The sequence below is a fragment of the Janthinobacterium salmonicoloratum genome (assembly GCF_051380845.1).
GTDB classification, from domain to species: Bacteria; Pseudomonadota; Gammaproteobacteria; order Burkholderiales; family Burkholderiaceae_D; genus Janthinobacterium; species Janthinobacterium lividum_F.
The window spans coordinates 267,439-284,327 of sequence record NZ_JBNYXV010000005.1 but is presented as its reverse complement, the minus strand read 5'-3'; the positions used below and the strand labels follow the sequence as shown (position 1 = coordinate 284,327).

The window sequence follows — 16,889 nt, the reverse complement described above, 5'->3', positions numbered from 1 at the left end:
TTCCGGCTTTTGCAACGAAACGACGCGAAATCACATGAAAAAATCTCAACGACGCACCATCGTCACCTTGTCCGCCCTGGCTGCCGCACTGGCAGGCCTGGGCGTGGCCAGCCAGGTCATCGGCGCCAGTACGCCTGCCCCTGCCGCCGCAGCGCCGGCAGCCGCCTATTCCCCGCTGCCGGGCATGCCGCCGCTGGTGGATCCGAAAAACGTGTACGGCAGCATCGCCAGCAGCAATATGAGCCCCGTCGTCAAGGATCACTTGCGCAGAGTCTACGTGCCCAACTTGCGCTCGAACGATGTCTATGTGATCGACCAGGAAAGCCTGAAAGTGGTCGACAAGTTCAAGGTCGGCAGTGGGCCGCAGCACGTGGTGCCGTCGTGGGACTTGCGCACCCTGTGGGTGGCGAATAATGCCGAGCGCACGGACAAGGGCAGTCTGACGCCGATCGACCCCTTGACGGGGAAGCCGGGCAAGGAAGTGCCCGTTGATGATCCCTACAATATGTATTACACGCCGGACGGGAAGTCGGCCATCGTCGTGGCCGAAGCGCGTCACCGCCTCGATTTCCGCGATCCGAAGACCATGGCGGTGCAATATTCGATCGACACGCCCCAGTGCGGCGGCATCAACCATGCCGATTTTTCCAATGACGGCCGCTACGCCATGTTCACCTGCGAATTCGACGGCACCATCGCCAAGATCGACCTGGTGGGCCGCAAGGTCGACGGCTACCTGAAATTGCAGATGCCGGCCAAGCGCTTTGCCGAGTCCGGTCCCGTGGGCGGCCCGGCGAATGAAATCTGCAGCGTCAAGAAGGGCATGCCGCAAGACATACGCATCTCGCCGGACGGCAAGAAATTCTATATCGCCGACATGGACGCCGATGGCGTGCACATCGTCGACGGCGCCACCCTGAAGGAAATCGGCTTCATCCAGACGGGCGTGGGCGCGCACGGGCTGTACCCCAGCCGTGATGGCAAGAAACTGTACGTGGCCAACCGCGGCACGCACCGCATTCACGGCAAGCGCAACGGCAAGGGCAGCGTCAGCGTGATCGATTTCGCCAGCGAAAAAGTGGTGTCGCAGTGGCCGATTCCCGGCGGCGGCAGCCCCGACATGGGCAATGTGTCCGCCGACGGCAAGTATCTGTGGTTGTCAGGCCGTTTCGACGACGTGGTCTACCGCATCGACACGAACAGCGGCGATGTATCCAAGGTGAAAGTCGGCCAGGAACCGCACGGCCTGACCGTGTGGCCGCAGCCGGGCCGTTATTCGCTCGGCCATACGGGCAACCTGCGCTAGGCAGGCGCATGGCGATCTCCCTGGAGCAGCCGGATTCGTAGTTGCGGTTGCTTAAAAGGCAATGTTGGAGCATACTGTACTTCCATTCCACTATCTCCAGGGAGCGCCATCATGATTCTTGATCACATCGGTTTGAATGTCAGCGATGCACAGGCCAGCAAGGCCTTCTTTTCGGCCGCCCTGGCGCCCCTTGGTGTATCGGTGGTGATGGAAGAGCAGGGCTGGGTCGGTCTGGGCAAGGATGGCAAGCCCGATTTCTGGTTCGGCGTGGGCGGCGCGCCGCATGCCGGCATGCATCTCGCCTTCGCGGCGGATAACCGTGCCCAGGTGGATGCGTTTTACAAGGCCGCGCTGGGAGCAGGCGGCAAGGATAATGGTGCGCCAGGCATCCGCGCCCTGTACCACCCGAATTACTATGGCGCTTTCGTGCTGGGGCCGGATGGTCACAATGTCGAAGCCGTCTGCCACCATCCCGAGCCTTGACGCCGGGCATTTCCTGAAGAGAGCAGCATGAAGCACAGCGCCACCTTGTTTGCCGACGATGCCGGCCGCTATGCCTACGTCAAAGCGGGTTTCTCCTGGCCAGCCCTGTTTCTGGGCTCGTTCTGGGCCGTCGCCAAGCGCCGCTGGTGGCTGTTGCTGCTCATGCTGGCAATGGACGCATGCTTGTGGTTCGGCAGCCACCTGGCCTCCGAACTGCGCATCGGCCCGATGATGCTGCTGATGGGCGCTGCGGAACTCAGTTACCTGCTGGCGCGTGGCTGGTATGGCAACCGTTGGCTGGAAGCCTCGCTGCGCAGCCATGGCTACAAGCCCGTCGTACCTTGCACGGGCGCCGCTTGTTGAGCGTGCCTGGCACCGATTTTCCTACCCCTCACTGACGTTTGCCAAGGGCAAGCCGTCCAGTAAAAACTTTCTGCGCGGCCTAGCGTACCTTTGATCCAGATCATCCCTCACTTGTGGTGCTCACGTAGCCTTAAGACTCGCGTTGCAAAGCATCTCTCCACCAATTGGATATGTTTTTTCGCGTTTCATGGCGTAAGCCGCTTGTCTGCCTAAGCTTTCGACAGCCGGTGGTGTCGCCATCTGTTTGTGTCCACCAACCGCTATTTAGTGAGGAACTCCATGTATCCATATTCCCGTAGTGTTACCCCCGCCGTCAAAAACCACCTGGAAGCGCAACTGGCTTTTTTTAATGGTCTGTCGAAGTCGCTGTTCCAGTCGGTGCAGCAATTTAGTGACCTGAACATGCAGCTGGCGCAAGGCTTGCTTGAAGAAAGCACGATTACCAGCCAGAACCTGCTGACGCTCGAGCGCGCTGAAGATGTGTTCCAGGTGGCTGCTGCCTCGGGCCAGCCAGCCGCCGAGCAATTGCGCAAGTACCAGCAACAGGTGTCGCGCCTGGCAGCCGATGTGCAAGTCGAACTGGCCAATGTGGCAGAGCAGCATGTGAATGAAACGAGCCGTACTGCCAAGGCTCTGGCTGAAGAAGTGGCCCGCACGGCTTCGGAAGAAACGCAGAAAAACGTGCGCAAGCAGCAGGAAGCCATGCAGCGCATCGCCGAACCATTCCAGGCTAACCATCAAAACGGCAGCAACCGCGACCAGCAGCGCGGCGCGCAAAGCCGTGAGGGCCAAAGCGTGCAAAGCGCCAGCCACCAGGGCAGCCAGCAGTCGGCCGGCAGCGAAAGCTCGGCCAGCGGCAGCGGATCCCAAGCGGGCTCCGCACAAAGCAAAAGCAGCAGCGCCAGCCGTAAAGAGTAAGCACGAGGCTGCTTGCGGCTGAGCCGCATCGCGAGGGCCGAGCCTTGAGATGCGGCTAGCCGGCACACAGCATCGTGTATTCGTCCGGGCAGAGCGCCCGCCCTTCAGGGGGCGGGTGTTTTGTCGTCTGCGTGCAGCTCAGGGGCCGGCGTGGCCGCGCCAGGTGAGCGAGTTGGCAAGGCTATGCTTGCCGGCAAGGCTGTCTCGGACAAGATCGCATCAGCCGTTCCGCTGTTGGCATCGATGAAAGCGCTGATGGCGTCCAAGGTGGGTGCCAGCTTGTGCAGGGGCGCGGCCAGCGTGGCGACCAGGGTGGCGTGGCCCACGTGGTCGAAATAGATTTCCGTTACTGGCCGGTGCAGCGCGCGCAAGGCCTTGGCCAGGCCACCCGTGTTGCGTTGCGGATTGACCAGCTTGTCCTGTCCGGGCAGAGGGGCGATCAGCAGGGCGGGCGGGGCTTCGGCCGTCACGTGATGGATGGGCTGTGAAGAGGCGGGCGTGTCCGGGTAAAAGAAAACGGGCCGGGTGGTGGTGTTTTCGATGGGCAAGAAATCGTAGGGGCCGGCCAAGCCTATCCAGCCCCGCAAGTCGTGCGGGCGCATGCCGTGGCGCGCCAGCAAGCTGGCGTCGAGCGCCACCATCGCCGCATTGTAGGCTCCGGCGCTATGGCCCAGGACGAACAAACGTGCGGGGTCGCCGCCATGGCGGCTGGACTCCATCGCGGCCCAGGCCACGGCGCGGGCCGTATCCTGCAAGATCTCGGGGTAGTGCACGTCCGGATACAGCCGGTAGTCGGCGATCACGGCCAGGTAGCCGCGCGCAGCGAGCGCGTGGCCAACGAAGGCATAGTCGGCGCGCTCGCCCGTTGTCCAGTTGCCGCCATAAAAGAACACCACCACGGGCACGGGCCCTGAGCGGGTCTTGGGAGCGTAGACATCGAGTTTCTGCCGTGGCAGGGGGCCGTAGGCCAGGCCGCGCGTTACTTGCGAGGCACTGCCTGACGACAGGGCATTGATGGCCATCAAGGGCGAGCAGGCAGCCAGGCCGGCAGCCAGCGGGATGGCAGCCAGCAAACCGAGCATGGTGGTACGCAGAATCGTCATGCTGGCTCCTGATTTTGAACGACGATGCTTGCAGTGTAAGCCAGGCAGGGCAAGGCGCACATGGGGAATTTGCAAGCTGGCGTAGGTAACTGTTTCATGTTTTATTTTAACCCTGCAACAGCCATTTGCGCGCCGTGGCAATGACGGCATCCGACAAGGTGCGCGTGAGGGGCGTCTGGATATCCCAGGCATGCCAGGTCAGGGGTACGTCGAGCGCCTGACCTGCCGCTACGTCGACGAGCCGGCCTGCGGCCAGCGCCATTTCCGCCTGCAGCAGGGGCACCATTCCATAAGCATAGCCCGCTTCAATGAAGCGCACGAAGTCGCGCGCTGAACCGAGCACATGGTGCGGATAACGGCCCGTGTAGCCGAGCCGATGCTGCAGATAGCGCTCGTGCAGCGCATCCTTGCTGCCAAAGGTGATGGCGGGCGCCTGGCTGACGGCTTCCACCGTAAAACCATGGGGAAACCATTGCTGCGCAAACGTGGGCGAGGCCACGCACAGGTAGCGCATGCCGCCCAGCGGCGTAGCCGTGGTGCCGGCCACCAGGTCGTTGGCGCTGGTGACGCAAGCAAACACGCGCCCTTCGCGCAGCTGGCTCAGGGTGTGGTCCTGGTCGTCGAGGCGGATATCGAGCAGGCACGACGGCGGCGACAGCAGCGGCCCCAGCGCTTCCGGGATCCAGGTGGCGGCGCTGTCGGCATTGACGGCAATGGCCAGCGCCGGCAATTGCGTGGTGGGTCCCGGCTGGGCGTCGAGCGCCGCTTCGAGCAGCTTGACTTGCCGGTAGTGGGCGATCAGGCGCTGGCCCGCTTCCGTGGGCAGGGGCGGATGGCTGCGGATAATCAGCAAGGTGCCTTCCAGGTTTTCCAGAGTGCGGATGCGCTGCGACACGGCCGGCTGGCTGATCGCCAGCGCCTGTGCGGCCTTTTCAAAGCTGCCCAGGCCGATCACGGCGTCGAGGGCGGCCAGTCCACGGTAATCGACGACGCGCATAAGTTTCTCTTATATATAGTTAGAATCATTCATTATACTTATATTTACTTTTTCTTTACACTGTTGAAATAGGGTAACAACTCCACTCTGCCGCGCGGTCCTCCTGGTTCCGCTACACCCTCCACCTACCTCTGATGACTTTGCCGTTGCCGGCAGAGCGTGGGCGGCCGTGCGCGTGATGGAAAGCAATAGAAAGGATGGAATATGGACAGCGCAATTTTCTTGAAAGGCATGGGGCTCGGAGCGAGCCTGATCGTGGCCATCGGCACGCAAAACGCATTCTTGCTCAAGCAGGGCTTGAAGCGCCATTACGTGCTCACCTGCATCCTGGTGTGCTTGCTGTGCGATGCCATCCTGATCACGGCCGGCGTGGCTGGCATGGGCACGTTCATTGCCGACAATCCTGATTTCCTGCTGTGGGCCAAGGCCGGCGGCGCTACCTTCCTGATCGCGTACGGCTTGCGTGCCGCCAAGTCGGCCTGGCGTCCAACGGCCCTGACGGTGTCGGCCGCCAAGGCGCCCGAAGGTTACTGGGCCGTGATCGGCGCGGCACTGGCGTTCAGCCTGCTGAACCCGCACGCCTTCCTCGACACGGTCATCTTGCTCGGTTCGATCGGCGGCCAGCATGAAGGCGTGGGACGCTTCTACTTTGCCGGCGGCGCCATCATGGCTTCGGCCCTGTGGTTCTTCCTGCTGGGCTTTGGCGCCCGCTACCTGGCGCCCGTGTTTGCCAAGCCCATGGCTTGGCGCGTGCTCGACGGCATTATCGCCCTCGTCATGTGGGCCATCGCTGCCTCGCTGTTCCTGTAATCAGCGGGTCAGGAAGGCCAGCACGCGGCTGGCCAGCTTGCCATATGGCGGCCACAGCAGTTTTAGCGCGCTGTAACGGGCCTGGTAAAACACGGGCCGCAGCTTGCTGAACGTGTGAAAACCTTCGACGCCGTGGTAGTGGCCCATGCCGGACTCGCCCACGCCGCCGAAGGGCAAATCGTGCTGGCCCACATGGAACAGGGCGTCGTTGACGGACACGCCGCCCGACATCACCCGGTCGATCAGCAGCTGCACGGTGCCTGCATGATTGCTGAATGGATAGATGGCCAGCGGTCGCGGTCCCGCGTTGATGCTGTCGATCACGGTTTCAAGGTCCGCATAGCCGCGCAGCGGCAGGATGGGGCCGAAGATTTCCCGTGTCAGCAGCAGGCTGTCTGCGGGCGCGTCGAGCACGATGTGCGGCGCGATCTTGCGCGTGGCCCGGTCGTGGCCCGGGCCCGGCAACAGCGAAATCACTTGCGCTCCCCGGTCCCGCGCCTCGTCGAGCGCCTGCAGCAGGCGCTCAAAGGCAGCCTCGTCGATAATGGAGGTGTAGTCGGGCGTATCGAGCCCGGCATAACGGGCTGGCACGATCTGGCGCGCATGCGCGACGAAGGCGGCGATGCTGGCCTCGGGCAGCCAGGCGTGGTCGACGCTGGTGCAGATTTGCCCCGCATTCAGGTACTTGACGAACAGGATGCGCTCGGCTGCCGTGCGCACATCAAAATCGGCGCAGACGATGGCCGGCGCCTTGCCGCCCAGCTCCAGGGTGACGGCACACAGATTGCGTGCGGCCGCCGCCATGACCGCGCGGCCCGTCTGGCCGGAACCCGTAAACAGCAGATGGTCGAACGGCAACTGTGAAAACGCTATCCCCACGCCGCCTGTCTCGTCAAAAAACTGCAACTTCTCTGGCGGAAAGTAGGCGGGTATGGTGTCGATCAGCAGCCGCGCCAGGTGGCGCGAGTTTTCGCTCATCTTGACCATGGCGCGGTTGCCGGCGGCGAAGATGTAGGTCAAGGGCACCAGGCTCAGGTTCACGGGGAAATTCCACGGCACGAGAACGCCCACCACGCCCAGCGGCTGCGGCATCACGCGGTTGCTGGCACCGGGGAAAGTGCGCCAGTCCACGCCACGGCGCTGCGGCCGCATCCATTTTTTCAACTGTTTCAAGACATGGGCTATCCCATCGATGGCGGGAAAGATCTCCGCCAGCAGGGTTTCGTGGTGGGAACGGTTGCCATAATCGGCGCTGATTGCCACGCACAGCGCTTGCTTGTGCTCGCGAATGAAGCGCTGCAAGGTTTGCAGGTCGCGCCTGCGCTCGGCCAGGGTCGGCACGGGGTGGGCCAGGTAGGCGGCACGCTGCAAGGCCAGGGCGGCAGCGAGTTCCGCGTGGGCCGGCTTGGTGTTCAACTCCATGTTTTCTGCGACATCAGGCATTGTTTTCCTTGGCCGGCTCGGCAATGTGCGTGCCGTTCCAGCGCACTATAGTGGACTATTCGCAAATGTGCCGCCAGCGTGCCGACGGCGCTGTACGATACGCCGTAAAATGTCCGGCAACTGTACGCCACCCTTTCCAGGACTGCTATGACCTCGACCAACCCAGATTCCCTGCACATCGTGTGCCCCCATTGCGACGCCGTCAACCGCTTGCCGGCAGCGCGCTTGATTGAGCAGCCCACTTGCGGCAAGTGCCAGAAGGATTTGTTTACGGGACAGCCCGTGGATCTGGCCAGCGCCCGTTTTCTCAAGCATATCGAGCGCAGCGACATTCCCGTGCTGGTGGATTTCTGGGCGCCCTGGTGCGGCCCGTGCCGCAGCATGGCGCCATTCTATGTCCAGGCCGCCAAGACACTGGAGCCGGCGTTTCGCGTCGTCAAGGTGAATACGGAAGCGTCGCCGGACCTGGGCAGCCGTTTCAATATCCGCAGCATTCCCACCCTGGCCCTGTTTCGCAAGGGCGTGGAAGTGGCGCGCCAGCCGGGCGCCATCGATACGCAGTCCATCATCGCCTGGGCGAGGGATAACGCCCGCCTTTGAGCCGACAGGAAAACCATCAATGTTTTCTATTTGACATTTAGTATGGCGACATATTATATTGCGCCATATGATAAAACTCGAACAGAAATACACGGCCTTGCTGGGCGACGTGCAGCGCCGCGCCAGCGGTCTCGACATGATGCAGTCCACGGCGCGGTTGCGCCTGTGCTTTGAAGTGCTGGGCCTGGCATCGGCCATCGATGGCGATTGCGCCACGCGCCTGGGCCGGCATGGCTTGTCGGAAGGCAAGTTTGTCTTGCTGTCGCTGCTGCGCGATGTGCCCGAGGGACTCTCGCCCCACGCACTGGCCGAACGGGCCGGCGTGACGCGCGGCACCATCACGGGCTTGCTCGACGGCCTGGAGCGCGATGGTTTCCTGGCGCGCCACGCGGACCAGTTCGACCGGCGCAAGCTGTTGGTGCGCCTGAGTCCCAAGGGGAACATGGCCGCCGCGACCCTGGTCGATGAACACGCGCAATGGATCGCCAGCCTGTTCGCCGATTTCACGCCGGAAGAAATGCAGGTATGCAGTGCGTTGCTGGAAAAAGCCTGGCGCAAGACGGACCGAGGTGCTGCATGAGCCGTGGCGTCGCTGACGTGACTCCCGCGCGCCTGGCCCTGCTGAACGCGGGGAGTGTGGCCAGCGCCACCCTGACGGAAGGGCTGGCCATCGATTTCGCCGTACTGCTGGCCGCGGCCTTGCCCGATATCGGCGCCGCCAGGCTGGACCGGATGCGCGCGCAGGCCGCAGCCGGCATCACCAGGCGCATGGCGCTGGCGGCGCAGCTGCTGCTGGAGGCCGACGCCGAACTGGCTTTGCTGCAAGCGCACCCATCCGACACGGTGCGGGGCTGGGCCTGCTTTGCCATCGCTGCCCAGACGGGATCAACCTTGCCGCAACAGCTTACGGCCATGCGGCCGCTGGCCGACGATGGGCACTTCGGCGTGCGCGAATGGGCCTGGCTGGCGCTGCGGCCCCGCCTCGCCGCCGAGATCGAGGACGCCATCGCGCTGCTGGCGCCATGGACGGCGGACTCTTCGGAACGCCTGCGCCGCTTCTCCTGCGAAGCGCTGCGCCCGCGCGGCGTGTGGTGCGCGCATATTGCACAGCTAAAAGAAGAGCCGCAGCTGGCCTTACCCCTGTTGCTGCCCCTGCGCGCCGACCCGGCCGTCTACGTGCAGGATTCCGTGGCCAACTGGCTCAACGATGCGGCCAAGAGCCAGCCGGACTGGGTGCGCAGCTTGTGCGCGCAATGGCTGCAGGAAAGTGACAATGCCGCGACGCGACGCATCTGCAAGCGCGCCCAGCGCTCGCTGGCCTGACGATACCTCACTCCAAGGAGTAAACATGCATTACCTGCTAGAACTGTACAGCCCGAAACCCGCCTGGCTGGCCCTCGACGGCGCCGCGCGCCAGGCGTATTTCGACACGGTGGGCGCCGGCATGGCCGCCTTGTCGGGCAGCGGCGCCGAAGCGCTGGCCATGGGCGCCATCGACGGAGGCAAGCTGCATGCGGCTGCCCAGCAATTCTATGCCGTCTGGCGCTTCCCGGGCGAGGCGGCACTGGACGCCTTGCTGGCCGGCATCGCCGCCACCGGCTGGCATGATTACTTTGAGACCATCAATGCGGCGGGACCGGCCGTGGATTTCCCCGCGCACCTGGCGCAGCTGGCGGGCGTAAGTAACCCTCAGGAAATTATTGTGAAATTATGACGAACAGAACCGGATGCTATGCAAGGCGCCCGCTGCGACGCAGTGCGAGCACTGCTAGCAGCGGGCAACGCCGCAGAGCGCCGGTTATGGAAGTCAGAAGTCACAATAATTTATTGGGGGGTACTTAGCGTCCGACGTTTTCCTTGCCACTGCGGTAAAGTTGGCATTTCCATCCGACCACCGACGTTGATGCCAATCAAACTGCTCTCCACCCTGATTCTTGCCCTGGCGCCCATGCTGGCGTCGGCAGCCCCTGCCGCCAGCCCGCAAGCCCTCGTCGTCGCCGCCCGCAAGCAGGTGGGCGTGACCCTGCAGTACGATCCGCGCTATGAACGGCTGGCCTATCCGGGCGGCGACGTGCCGCTCGAGCGGGGCGTGTGCACGGACGTGGTGGTGCGCGCCTACCGCCAGCTGGGGCAGGACTTGCAGGTGCTGGTGCACGAAGACATGCGTAAGGCGTGGCAGGTGTACCAGCAGCAGGGACGCTGGCAGATGAAAGGGCCGGACCGCAATATCGACCACCGCCGCGTGCCGAACCTGGGCACGTACTTTGCCCGCCACGGCACCAGCTTGCCACCAAGCAAGGACGCGAACGCTTACCGCGCGGGCGACATCGTCACCTGGCGCTTGCCGCGCAACCTCACGCATATCGGCATCGTCAGCGACAAGCAGTCGTGGAGCGGCGTGCCGCTCATCATCCACAATATCGGCGAGGGCGCGCGCGAGGAAAATATTTTATTCAGCTATCCCATCACGGGACATTATCGTTGGCAACCACGTTGACGGCCAGGGGCGCTATTTCCTGCAGTATCGCCAGTACCTTGGCCAGTGCCGTGTCGATATCGAGTTTGTCGATGGCGCCATAGCCGAGGAACAGGCCTTCATGGCGGGCGGGTCCGTGGTAAAAGCCAGATAGCGCATACAGGCTGACGTCGGCCAGGCGCGCGCGGCGCAGCAATTCCGCGACATCGAGCGGCGCCTGCGCCAGGGCCGCCACGTGGAAGCCGGCGCTGGCAGGCACCAGGCGGAACCACGGCGACAACGGGCCGTTGAACCAGTGCTGCAACCGTTCGCGGCGCCCCGCATAAATGTCGTGGCAGCGGCGGATATGGCGCAGCAAATGGCCATCGTCGATGAACTTGGCCAGCGCATGCTGGCCCAGGCTGGCCGTATGGCAATCCGTCAGGTATTTCACCGTTTCCACGGCGGCCACGAGGGCTTGCGGCAGCACCGCATAGCCGAGCCGCAATTCCGGCAGCATGATCTTGGAAAAGCTGCCCACGTGCGCGACGACGCCGTAGCGGTCCATGCTTTGCAGGGAATCCTCGGGCCGGCCTTCGTAGCGGAAGGCGCTGTCGTAATCGTCCTCGATGATGATGGCGCCCAGTTGCTGCGCCCGCTCCAGCAAGGCATGGCGGCGCGCCATGCTCATCGGCATACCGAGCGGAAATTGATGTGCGGGCGTGACATAAATCAGCCGCGTACCGTCCGGGATTTGCGTGACGACAAGGCCATCCTCATCCACTTCGACGCCCACCACGTGCGCGCCCTGGCTGGCGAACACGGCGCGCGCCACCGGGTAGCCGGGTTCTTCCACGGCAACCGTGTCGCCCGGCTCCAGCAGGGTTTGCGCCAGCAGATGCAAAGCCTGCTGTGCGCCGCTGGTGACGAGCACTTGTTCCTCGGTGCAATGGATGCCGCGGCTGAAGGCGGCGTGGCCGGCGATCGCCGCGCGCAGGGACGGCAAGCCAGCGACAGGGCCATAGCGGCCGCGCGCCTGGCCACCCTGGCGCAGCGCGTGCAGCATGCAGGCGCGCCATTCATCCTGCGGGAAGTGCGCGGGCGTGGCGCGCCCGCCGATGAAGGCGTAGCGCGCCGGCGTTTCCTGGCTGGCCTGGCGCAAGGGCGTGGGCGTCGCTTCCCAACGCGCGATGCGCTGCGCGCTGGCCAGCGGGGTGCTGGCGTGGCGGCGCTGCGGCGAGGCGTGCGGCGTCTGCACGAAGCTGCCCACGCCGACCTTTCCTACCAGCAGCTTTTCATACGCGAGCTTGTCATACACGTCGGACACCGTCTTGCGCGACAGGCCCAGCTGGCTGGCCAGCAGGCGCGAGGGTGGCAATTGCTGGCCATCCGCCAGGCGGCCCGAGCGGATCGCCTCGCTGAGCTGGCGGTACAACTGGCCGCCCAGGTCGCGCGTGCCGTCGATCAGGATATGTAATTCCATGGAGTATCTGTTGGTGGTCTGCCGTTTTTCGGCAGGATTGGCCTGCCGCGCGCTGTTGTCGCGCTTTTACAATGGTGCATCTCTACTCATCAAGGAATGCATCATGACACAGCAACGATTCGATTTTACACAAGCTTCGCCGGACGCCGTCAAGGCCATGTATGCGCTGGAAGCGGCGATTGCCAAACTGGGCGTGGAACACTCGCTGCTTGAACTGATCCGCTTGCGCGCCTCGCAAATCAATGGCTGCGCTTTTTGCGTGGACATGCACACGAGTGACGCGCGCAAAGCGGGCGAAACGGAACGCCGCCTGTATGCCGTGTCCGTCTGGCGCGAAACGCCGTTCTTCACGCCGCGCGAGCGTGCCGTGCTGGCCTGGACGGAAGCGCTGACCCTGTTGCCACAGAATCACGCTTCGGACGAAGACTATGCGGCGCTGGCGGAACAATTGACGCCGGCGGAAATGGTCAACGTGACCCTGGCCATCGGCTCCATTAATACCTGGAACCGCCTGGCCGTGGGCTTCCGCAAGATGCCCGAATAAATCCTGTGTTCGTTCGCGAACAGACGCCTGGCTGGTCCCTGCGTAGTCTGGCATGATGATTGATCAGCCAGGGAGCAGCCATGCAAGTACCTATCGGGGAAGGTGCCGGGAAGACGCCGCAGCAGGAGGAAGAAGCACAGGAACAGGCGCGCCGCGAATTCATCGCCGAACTGTGGCGGCGCTTTGAAACCTTGCAGGAATGGGCCGTCAGCCACTGGCCGGACCAGCACCACCCCTTGAGTTCCGCCGACTTCGTCGAGGCGCGCAAGGAAATCTTGAGTTTGCGTTCGCCGGCCGGTTCCTTGCACCAGCCAACTACGCGCGATGCGGCTGAGCCGGAGCAGGGCGGGGTGCAATACCAGGATGTGACGCCAGCGCCGTGGCCTTGATTAACTGCTGGGGTCAGACACGCGGGGTCTGACCCCGGTTTTTACCGGCTTGGTATGCGTGATTTTACTTCGCTGCGACTTCCGCCGAACCACCCTGCGCAAACACCCAGCACAATAAACTCACCAGCAGTCCCGCCATCACGCCATACGCCAGGTTCAGCGCGCTGTCGAACAGCAGCGGCGCCACCAAGCCCGAAACCAGCGCGAACAGCAGCATCTGGATGAACGATTGCATCGACGATGCCAGGCCGCTGTTGTTGGGAAAGTGGTTCAGCGCCATCAGGGTCATCGGCGGCATGGCGATCGACAGGGCGAACGAGTAGAAGAACAGGGGCAGCACGGCCCACGGCACTTCGGCGGCAAAGACATAGTTGTAGCCGATGTTGGCCAGCGCCGCGACGAGCATCAATATGAAGCCGGCCCAGATCATCTGGCGCTGGCTATAGCGGTGGGCGATTTTCGCCGACAGGGCCGAACCGAACACCATGCCGCTGATCAGGGGTATGAACAGCCAGGCGAACGCCGTCTCCGGCAGGTGCAGGATGTTGATGATGAAGTAGGCGGCCGAGCCGATATACAGGGCGAAGCCGCCAAAGGCGGCGCCGATGGCCGTCGACAGCAGCAGGAACTGGCGGTGGCACAGCACTTTCCAGTAATTGACGGCGATGTCGCCCAGGTGGAAGGCATGGCGCTGTTCCTTCGGCAGGCTTTCCGGCAGCGCGCGCCAGACGACAATGAACATCAGCACGCCAAACGCCGTGAGGAACCAGAAAATCCAGCGCCAGCCCATGCCCACCTGCAGCCAGCCGCCCAGCACGGGGGCGATGGCCGGCGCCAGCGCGAACACCATCATGATGTGCGAGAGGATTTTCTGCGCGGCGGCGCCCGAATAGCGGTCTTGTACGATGGCGCGGCCGATCACGGAACCGGCGCCGGCCGAGAGGCCCTGCAGCACGCGCCAGGCCAGCAGCCAGCCCAGCGACGGCGCCAGCGCGGCGCCCACGGAGGCGATCACATACAGCACCAGCGAGACGAGAATCACGGGACGGCGGCCGAAAGAATCGGACAGGGTGCCGTAAAACAGCATCATGAACGCGAACGTGAACAGGAAAAAGCTCAGGGTTTGCTGCACCAGCAGGGGGCTGGCATTGAAATCGTGCACGATGGCGGGGAACGACGGCAGATAGGTGTCAATTGCAAGCGGTCCGACCATCGCCAGGCCCGCCAAAATCCATGTTAATAATTTAGTCATGTTGAAGAGTGTTTTTGTTAGCCCGTCATTTTACGCTAGTGGCAACAATCGGGTTTGGCGCCGACGCTGTTTGTCATTCATATGCGTTTTTCGCATATGAAATCTTGAAATTCTTCGTTTGAATCGCGGTGCCTGGCCGCTAAGCTGGGGCGACCCGGCCTGTTTGCCATTTTTTTGGAAGTGATACGCCATGCACAGCATTTATCCCGCGGCGCCCGCCGACGACACGGCCCAGTGGAACCTGGGGCCCGTGATCCAGGCCTTGCGCAGCTCGCGCGAAGACAAGCACAAGATCCGTCATAACGGCAGGGTGCGCGAACTGCCGTCGCGCGAAGCTCTCACCACCATCGTCAACGGCTTGTCGGCGGCCCTGTTCCCCACCCATTACGGGCGGCCGAATCTCACCGATGAAAGCATCGATTATTTTGTCGGCGACACCCTCAACACCACCCTGAACCGCCTCAGCGAACAGGTGCGGCGCGGCCTGCTATTTTCCGTACCTGCCGGTGAAGAGGGGGACGCAGCCAGCGACGATGCGACCTTGGCGCAGCAGGCGCGCGACATCACGCGCGCCTTCGCCGCCAGCCTGCCCGACATCCGCGCGCTGCTGGTGTCGGACGTGCAGGCCGCCTACGCGGGCGACCCGGCCGCCACTTCGGTAGCCGAGATCATGCTGTGCTACCCGGGCACCATCGCCATTTTGTACCACCGCCTGGCGCACCGCCTGCATGCGCTGGGTGCGCCGTTCCTGGCGCGCCTGATCGCCGATATCGCGCATACCCTGACGGGCATCGACATCCACCCGGGCGCGCACATCGGCGCGTCCTTCTTCATCGACCATGGCACGGGCGTGGTGATCGGCGAGACGGCGATCATCGGCCAGCGCGTGCGCCTGTACCAGGCCGTCACCCTGGGCGCCAAGCGTTTTCCGGCCGACGCTTCCGGCGCGCTGATCAAGGGCACGCCGCGCCACCCCATCGTCGAGGACGACGTGGTGATTTACGCGGGCGCGACCGTGCTGGGGCGCATCACCATCGGCGCGGGGTCGACCATCGGGGGGAATGTGTGGCTGACGCAGAGCGTGCCGCCAGAAAGCAATGTATCGCAGGCGCAGATGCGCAACGATTGAAGAGTGCCCGAGAAAAGGTCCTTGGCGGCGTTGCAGCGCCTTGGCGTACTAGCGTACTGCCTGCGGCGCCGCGCCTGGCCCTGAACGTTTTTCAGGTACTCTTCAAATGCGGGAGTGCGGGTTTTATTTCACCGTCAGCGCTTCATACCGCGCCACGGGCACGCCATCCTTCAGCAGCAGCAATTCCTGGTCGGCGTAGCGGTAGCCATTGACTTCGCCCAGGGTGGTCAAGAGCAGGCGCTCCAGGTCCATGTCCTGCGGCTGGCACATCATCATGGTGCCGGCCAGCTGCGAGAAGGCCAGGGTGCTGACGCCATCGCTGGTGTAGCCGCCCATCATCTGGTTGCAGCCGCTGTGGCCACTGGCGCGGCCTTCGGCCAGCAGCAGGGTCACTTCGCGCTGTTCAGGCGCCTTGCGCACCACTTGCTTGCCCTTCAATTCCTTCAGCTTCCATTGCGTCTGTGTCAGCTTGGGCGCCGGCTTGGCGGGCGAGGTGGCGCCTGGCGTGGCGGCGGCAGCGTCGCTGCGCACGGGCGTTTGCGCGCAGCCGGCGGTGATGGCGACGATGGCGGCGAGGGGAATCAGTCTGGCGAGTTTGAACATGGCATTTCCTTCTTCAAATGAATGGCGCCAGCGTAGCAGATTGGCGTCAAGCCAGCGTGCACGGTTGACAAGTTCATGGTTGTTTTTCCTGTTCCAGGCGCGCATCAAGCAAGTTGCGCGCCGCCGCCACGTAGGCGCGACAGGCCTGCGGATCGACAAAGGCATCGCTGCCGCCCGTAACGCTCGCCTCCAGCCGCTCCCATAATTGCGACGCTTCCGGGTGCGCCGAAATGAGCACGTCGCAAGTCAGCTTTTCCAGGGTCTCGAAGCTGTGGCGCAAGTCCGCCACCGCGTTCGGATACTCGCTGCTGGCGCTGAACTTGAAGCCGGGACGCGAGACGGCGTTGATGCTGTCCGCGTACACCATGTTCAGGCAGCGGGGGCCGTCGCACGATTGCCACGTCCAGCTCAGGCCTCCGGGCGTGTGCCCCGGCGTGGCATGCGCCGTCAGGTTGATGGGGCCGACATTGAACTGGCCGCCGTCGCGCGCCAGGCGCATGTCCTTGACGGGCGGGTACTTGGGTAGCGCGTGGTATTGCGGGTCATCGGGGCCCACTTCGCCCGACGCAAGGTCCAGCGCGGCCGACGGACTGGCGGCCACCAGCGCATTGCTGCGCTTCTGCAGCTCGGCCAGGCCGCCCGCATGGTCGATATGGCCATGTGAATTGAGGATCAGTTTCACGTCCTCGATGCGAAAACCCAGTGCGCCGATATTGGCGATGATCTTTGGCGCCGATTCCGGCAAGCCGCCATCGATCAGCACGTGGCCCTGCGGCGACGTCACGAGCACGGAACTGAGGCCTTTCACGCCTACATAATAGGTATTGCCGAAGATGCGGAACGGCGCCTGGTCGGCGTTCCAGGTGGCGCAGACGTCGCAGCCTGGTGTCTGCGCCTGGGCGGCGGTGCTGGCCACCAGCAGCGCCAGGGCCAGCGCGCGTGTCAGAGTGAGGGGCATTGCAGTCCTTATCCGTGTTGCCAAGGTGGCGTATGCTGACACGGAACGGGGCG

The 16,889-nt window shown here is 63.6% G+C and carries 20 protein-coding genes; 13 read left to right on the top strand and 7 right to left on the bottom strand.

All coding sequences use genetic code 11. The features are described 5' to 3' along the window. Positions 1-34: 34 nt before the first annotated feature. From ACQ4WY_RS22755 to ACQ4WY_RS22740, 4 genes are all read left to right on the top strand, one after another. Complete coding sequence (locus ACQ4WY_RS22755) at positions 35-1,306, top strand: YncE family protein (RefSeq protein WP_436506025.1); 1,272 nt, start codon at positions 35-37, stop codon at positions 1,304-1,306. Positions 1,307-1,417: 111 nt separating this feature from the next. Next, positions 1,418-1,789 (top strand): VOC family protein, encoded by a 372-nt coding sequence (locus ACQ4WY_RS22750; protein WP_436506024.1) that lies wholly within the window; start codon positions 1,418-1,420, stop codon positions 1,787-1,789. 27 nt (positions 1,790-1,816) lie between these two features. Beyond that, entirely contained in the window at positions 1,817-2,152 is a 336-nt protein-coding gene (locus ACQ4WY_RS22745; protein ID WP_353657829.1) for a hypothetical protein, read from the top strand. Between the two features lie 279 nt (positions 2,153-2,431). Then, positions 2,432-3,070 carry a phasin family protein gene (locus ACQ4WY_RS22740; protein ID WP_436506023.1) on the top strand — a complete coding sequence of 213 codons (639 nt, stop codon included), beginning with the start codon at positions 2,432-2,434 and terminating at the stop codon, positions 3,068-3,070. A 104-nt stretch (positions 3,071-3,174) separates the two neighbouring features. On the opposite strand, the gene ACQ4WY_RS22735 is transcribed toward ACQ4WY_RS22740, so the two are convergent. Next, positions 3,175-4,173 (bottom strand): alpha/beta hydrolase, encoded by a 999-nt coding sequence (locus ACQ4WY_RS22735; RefSeq protein ID WP_436506022.1) that lies wholly within the window; start codon positions 4,171-4,173, stop codon positions 3,175-3,177. A gap of 106 nt (positions 4,174-4,279) precedes the next feature. After that, entirely contained in the window at positions 4,280-5,170 is an 891-nt protein-coding gene (locus ACQ4WY_RS22730) for a LysR family transcriptional regulator ArgP (RefSeq protein ID WP_436506021.1), read from the bottom strand. Between the two features lie 204 nt (positions 5,171-5,374). On the opposite strand from ACQ4WY_RS22730, the gene ACQ4WY_RS22725 reads away from it, so the two are divergent. Continuing rightward, positions 5,375-5,980 carry a LysE/ArgO family amino acid transporter gene (locus ACQ4WY_RS22725; RefSeq protein ID WP_152252473.1) on the top strand — a complete coding sequence of 202 codons (606 nt, stop codon included), beginning with the start codon at positions 5,375-5,377 and terminating at the stop codon, positions 5,978-5,980. Here ACQ4WY_RS22725 and ACQ4WY_RS22720 read toward each other — a convergent pair whose 3' ends face one another. Continuing rightward, positions 5,981-7,423, bottom strand: a complete 1,443-nt coding sequence (locus tag ACQ4WY_RS22720) for a coniferyl aldehyde dehydrogenase (RefSeq protein ID WP_436506020.1) — start codon at positions 7,421-7,423, stop codon at positions 5,981-5,983. Positions 7,424-7,570: 147 nt separating this feature from the next. On the opposite strand from ACQ4WY_RS22720, the gene trxC reads away from it, so the two are divergent. From trxC to ACQ4WY_RS22695, 5 genes are all read left to right on the top strand, one after another. Beyond that, complete coding sequence (trxC, locus tag ACQ4WY_RS22715) at positions 7,571-8,023, top strand: thioredoxin TrxC (RefSeq protein WP_353657823.1); 453 nt, start codon at positions 7,571-7,573, stop codon at positions 8,021-8,023. A 70-nt stretch (positions 8,024-8,093) separates the two neighbouring features. Further along, positions 8,094-8,603, top strand: coding sequence for a MarR family winged helix-turn-helix transcriptional regulator (locus ACQ4WY_RS22710; RefSeq protein ID WP_436506102.1), 510 nt, complete (start codon positions 8,094-8,096; stop codon positions 8,601-8,603). Continuing rightward, the gene (locus tag ACQ4WY_RS22705) at positions 8,600-9,346 is read left to right on the top strand and encodes a HEAT repeat domain-containing protein (RefSeq protein ID WP_436506019.1); all 747 of its coding nucleotides are present in this window, start codon (positions 8,600-8,602) and stop codon (positions 9,344-9,346) included. The genes ACQ4WY_RS22710 and ACQ4WY_RS22705 overlap by 4 nt, the downstream gene beginning before the upstream one ends. A 25-nt stretch (positions 9,347-9,371) precedes the next feature. After that, a complete protein-coding gene (locus ACQ4WY_RS22700) occupies positions 9,372-9,737 on the top strand; it encodes a DUF6616 family protein (RefSeq protein ID WP_436506018.1) in 366 nt (121 codons plus the stop codon). A gap of 189 nt (positions 9,738-9,926) precedes the next feature. After that, complete coding sequence (locus tag ACQ4WY_RS22695) at positions 9,927-10,520, top strand: DUF1287 domain-containing protein (protein ID WP_436506017.1); 594 nt, start codon at positions 9,927-9,929, stop codon at positions 10,518-10,520. Here ACQ4WY_RS22695 and pdxR read toward each other — a convergent pair. After that, a complete protein-coding gene (gene pdxR / locus ACQ4WY_RS22690) occupies positions 10,489-11,961 on the bottom strand; it encodes a MocR-like pyridoxine biosynthesis transcription factor PdxR (protein ID WP_436506016.1) in 1,473 nt (490 codons plus the stop codon). The genes ACQ4WY_RS22695 and pdxR overlap by 32 nt on opposite strands. Positions 11,962-12,064: 103 nt before the next feature. Between pdxR and ACQ4WY_RS22685 the strand changes: the two genes are divergently transcribed. Together ACQ4WY_RS22685 and ACQ4WY_RS22680 are read left to right on the top strand one after the other, a co-directional pair. After that, on the top strand, positions 12,065-12,505 hold the full coding sequence (locus tag ACQ4WY_RS22685; protein WP_353657817.1) for a carboxymuconolactone decarboxylase family protein: 441 nt from the start codon (positions 12,065-12,067) through the stop codon (positions 12,503-12,505). Positions 12,506-12,585: 80 nt separating this feature from the next. Beyond that, complete coding sequence (locus tag ACQ4WY_RS22680; RefSeq protein WP_436506015.1) at positions 12,586-12,894, top strand: hypothetical protein; 309 nt, start codon at positions 12,586-12,588, stop codon at positions 12,892-12,894. Positions 12,895-12,958: 64 nt separating this feature from the next. Here the strand turns inward: ACQ4WY_RS22680 and ACQ4WY_RS22675 are convergent, their stop codons facing one another. After that, positions 12,959-14,146: a multidrug effflux MFS transporter gene (locus ACQ4WY_RS22675; RefSeq protein ID WP_436506013.1), complete on the bottom strand. Its 1,188-nt coding sequence runs from the start codon at positions 14,144-14,146 to the stop codon at positions 12,959-12,961. A gap of 190 nt (positions 14,147-14,336) precedes the next feature. Here ACQ4WY_RS22675 and epsC point away from each other — a divergent pair, with 190 nt between their 5' ends. Beyond that, positions 14,337-15,275, top strand: coding sequence for a serine O-acetyltransferase EpsC (gene epsC / locus ACQ4WY_RS22670; RefSeq protein ID WP_436506012.1), 939 nt, complete (start codon positions 14,337-14,339; stop codon positions 15,273-15,275). 123 nt (positions 15,276-15,398) lie between these two features. Here the strand turns inward: epsC and ACQ4WY_RS22665 are convergent, their stop codons facing one another. Both ACQ4WY_RS22665 and bla read right to left on the bottom strand, forming a co-directional pair. Continuing rightward, the gene (locus ACQ4WY_RS22665) at positions 15,399-15,878 is read right to left on the bottom strand and encodes an META domain-containing protein (protein ID WP_436506011.1); all 480 of its coding nucleotides are present in this window, start codon (positions 15,876-15,878) and stop codon (positions 15,399-15,401) included. 73 nt (positions 15,879-15,951) lie between these two features. Further along, entirely contained in the window at positions 15,952-16,836 is an 885-nt protein-coding gene (bla, locus tag ACQ4WY_RS22660) for a subclass B3 metallo-beta-lactamase (protein WP_436506010.1), read from the bottom strand. Positions 16,837-16,889 lie beyond the last annotated feature (53 nt).

Coding starts and splice junctions, on each gene's coding strand:
- ACQ4WY_RS22755 (WP_436506025.1), top strand. CDS start 35: ATGAAAAAATCTCAACGACGCACCATCGTCACCTTGTCCGCCCTGGCT.
- ACQ4WY_RS22750 (WP_436506024.1), top strand. CDS start 1,418: ATGATTCTTGATCACATCGGTTTGAATGTCAGCGATGCACAGGCCAGC.
- ACQ4WY_RS22745 (WP_353657829.1), top strand. CDS start 1,817: ATGAAGCACAGCGCCACCTTGTTTGCCGACGATGCCGGCCGCTATGCC.
- ACQ4WY_RS22740 (WP_436506023.1), top strand. CDS start 2,432: ATGTATCCATATTCCCGTAGTGTTACCCCCGCCGTCAAAAACCACCTG.
- ACQ4WY_RS22735 (WP_436506022.1), bottom strand. CDS start 4,173: ATGACGATTCTGCGTACCACCATGCTCGGTTTGCTGGCTGCCATCCCG.
- ACQ4WY_RS22730 (WP_436506021.1), bottom strand. CDS start 5,170: ATGCGCGTCGTCGATTACCGTGGACTGGCCGCCCTCGACGCCGTGATC.
- ACQ4WY_RS22725 (WP_152252473.1), top strand. CDS start 5,375: ATGGACAGCGCAATTTTCTTGAAAGGCATGGGGCTCGGAGCGAGCCTG.
- ACQ4WY_RS22720 (WP_436506020.1), bottom strand. CDS start 7,423: ATGCCTGATGTCGCAGAAAACATGGAGTTGAACACCAAGCCGGCCCAC.
- trxC (WP_353657823.1), top strand. CDS start 7,571: ATGACCTCGACCAACCCAGATTCCCTGCACATCGTGTGCCCCCATTGC.
- ACQ4WY_RS22705 (WP_436506019.1), top strand. CDS start 8,600: ATGAGCCGTGGCGTCGCTGACGTGACTCCCGCGCGCCTGGCCCTGCTG.
- ACQ4WY_RS22700 (WP_436506018.1), top strand. CDS start 9,372: ATGCATTACCTGCTAGAACTGTACAGCCCGAAACCCGCCTGGCTGGCC.
- ACQ4WY_RS22695 (WP_436506017.1), top strand. CDS start 9,927: ATGCCAATCAAACTGCTCTCCACCCTGATTCTTGCCCTGGCGCCCATG.
- pdxR (WP_436506016.1), bottom strand. CDS start 11,961: ATGGAATTACATATCCTGATCGACGGCACGCGCGACCTGGGCGGCCAG.
- ACQ4WY_RS22685 (WP_353657817.1), top strand. CDS start 12,065: ATGACACAGCAACGATTCGATTTTACACAAGCTTCGCCGGACGCCGTC.
- ACQ4WY_RS22680 (WP_436506015.1), top strand. CDS start 12,586: ATGCAAGTACCTATCGGGGAAGGTGCCGGGAAGACGCCGCAGCAGGAG.
- ACQ4WY_RS22675 (WP_436506013.1), bottom strand. CDS start 14,146: ATGACTAAATTATTAACATGGATTTTGGCGGGCCTGGCGATGGTCGGA.
- epsC (WP_436506012.1), top strand. CDS start 14,337: ATGCACAGCATTTATCCCGCGGCGCCCGCCGACGACACGGCCCAGTGG.
- ACQ4WY_RS22665 (WP_436506011.1), bottom strand. CDS start 15,878: ATGTTCAAACTCGCCAGACTGATTCCCCTCGCCGCCATCGTCGCCATC.
- bla (WP_436506010.1), bottom strand. CDS start 16,836: ATGCCCCTCACTCTGACACGCGCGCTGGCCCTGGCGCTGCTGGTGGCC.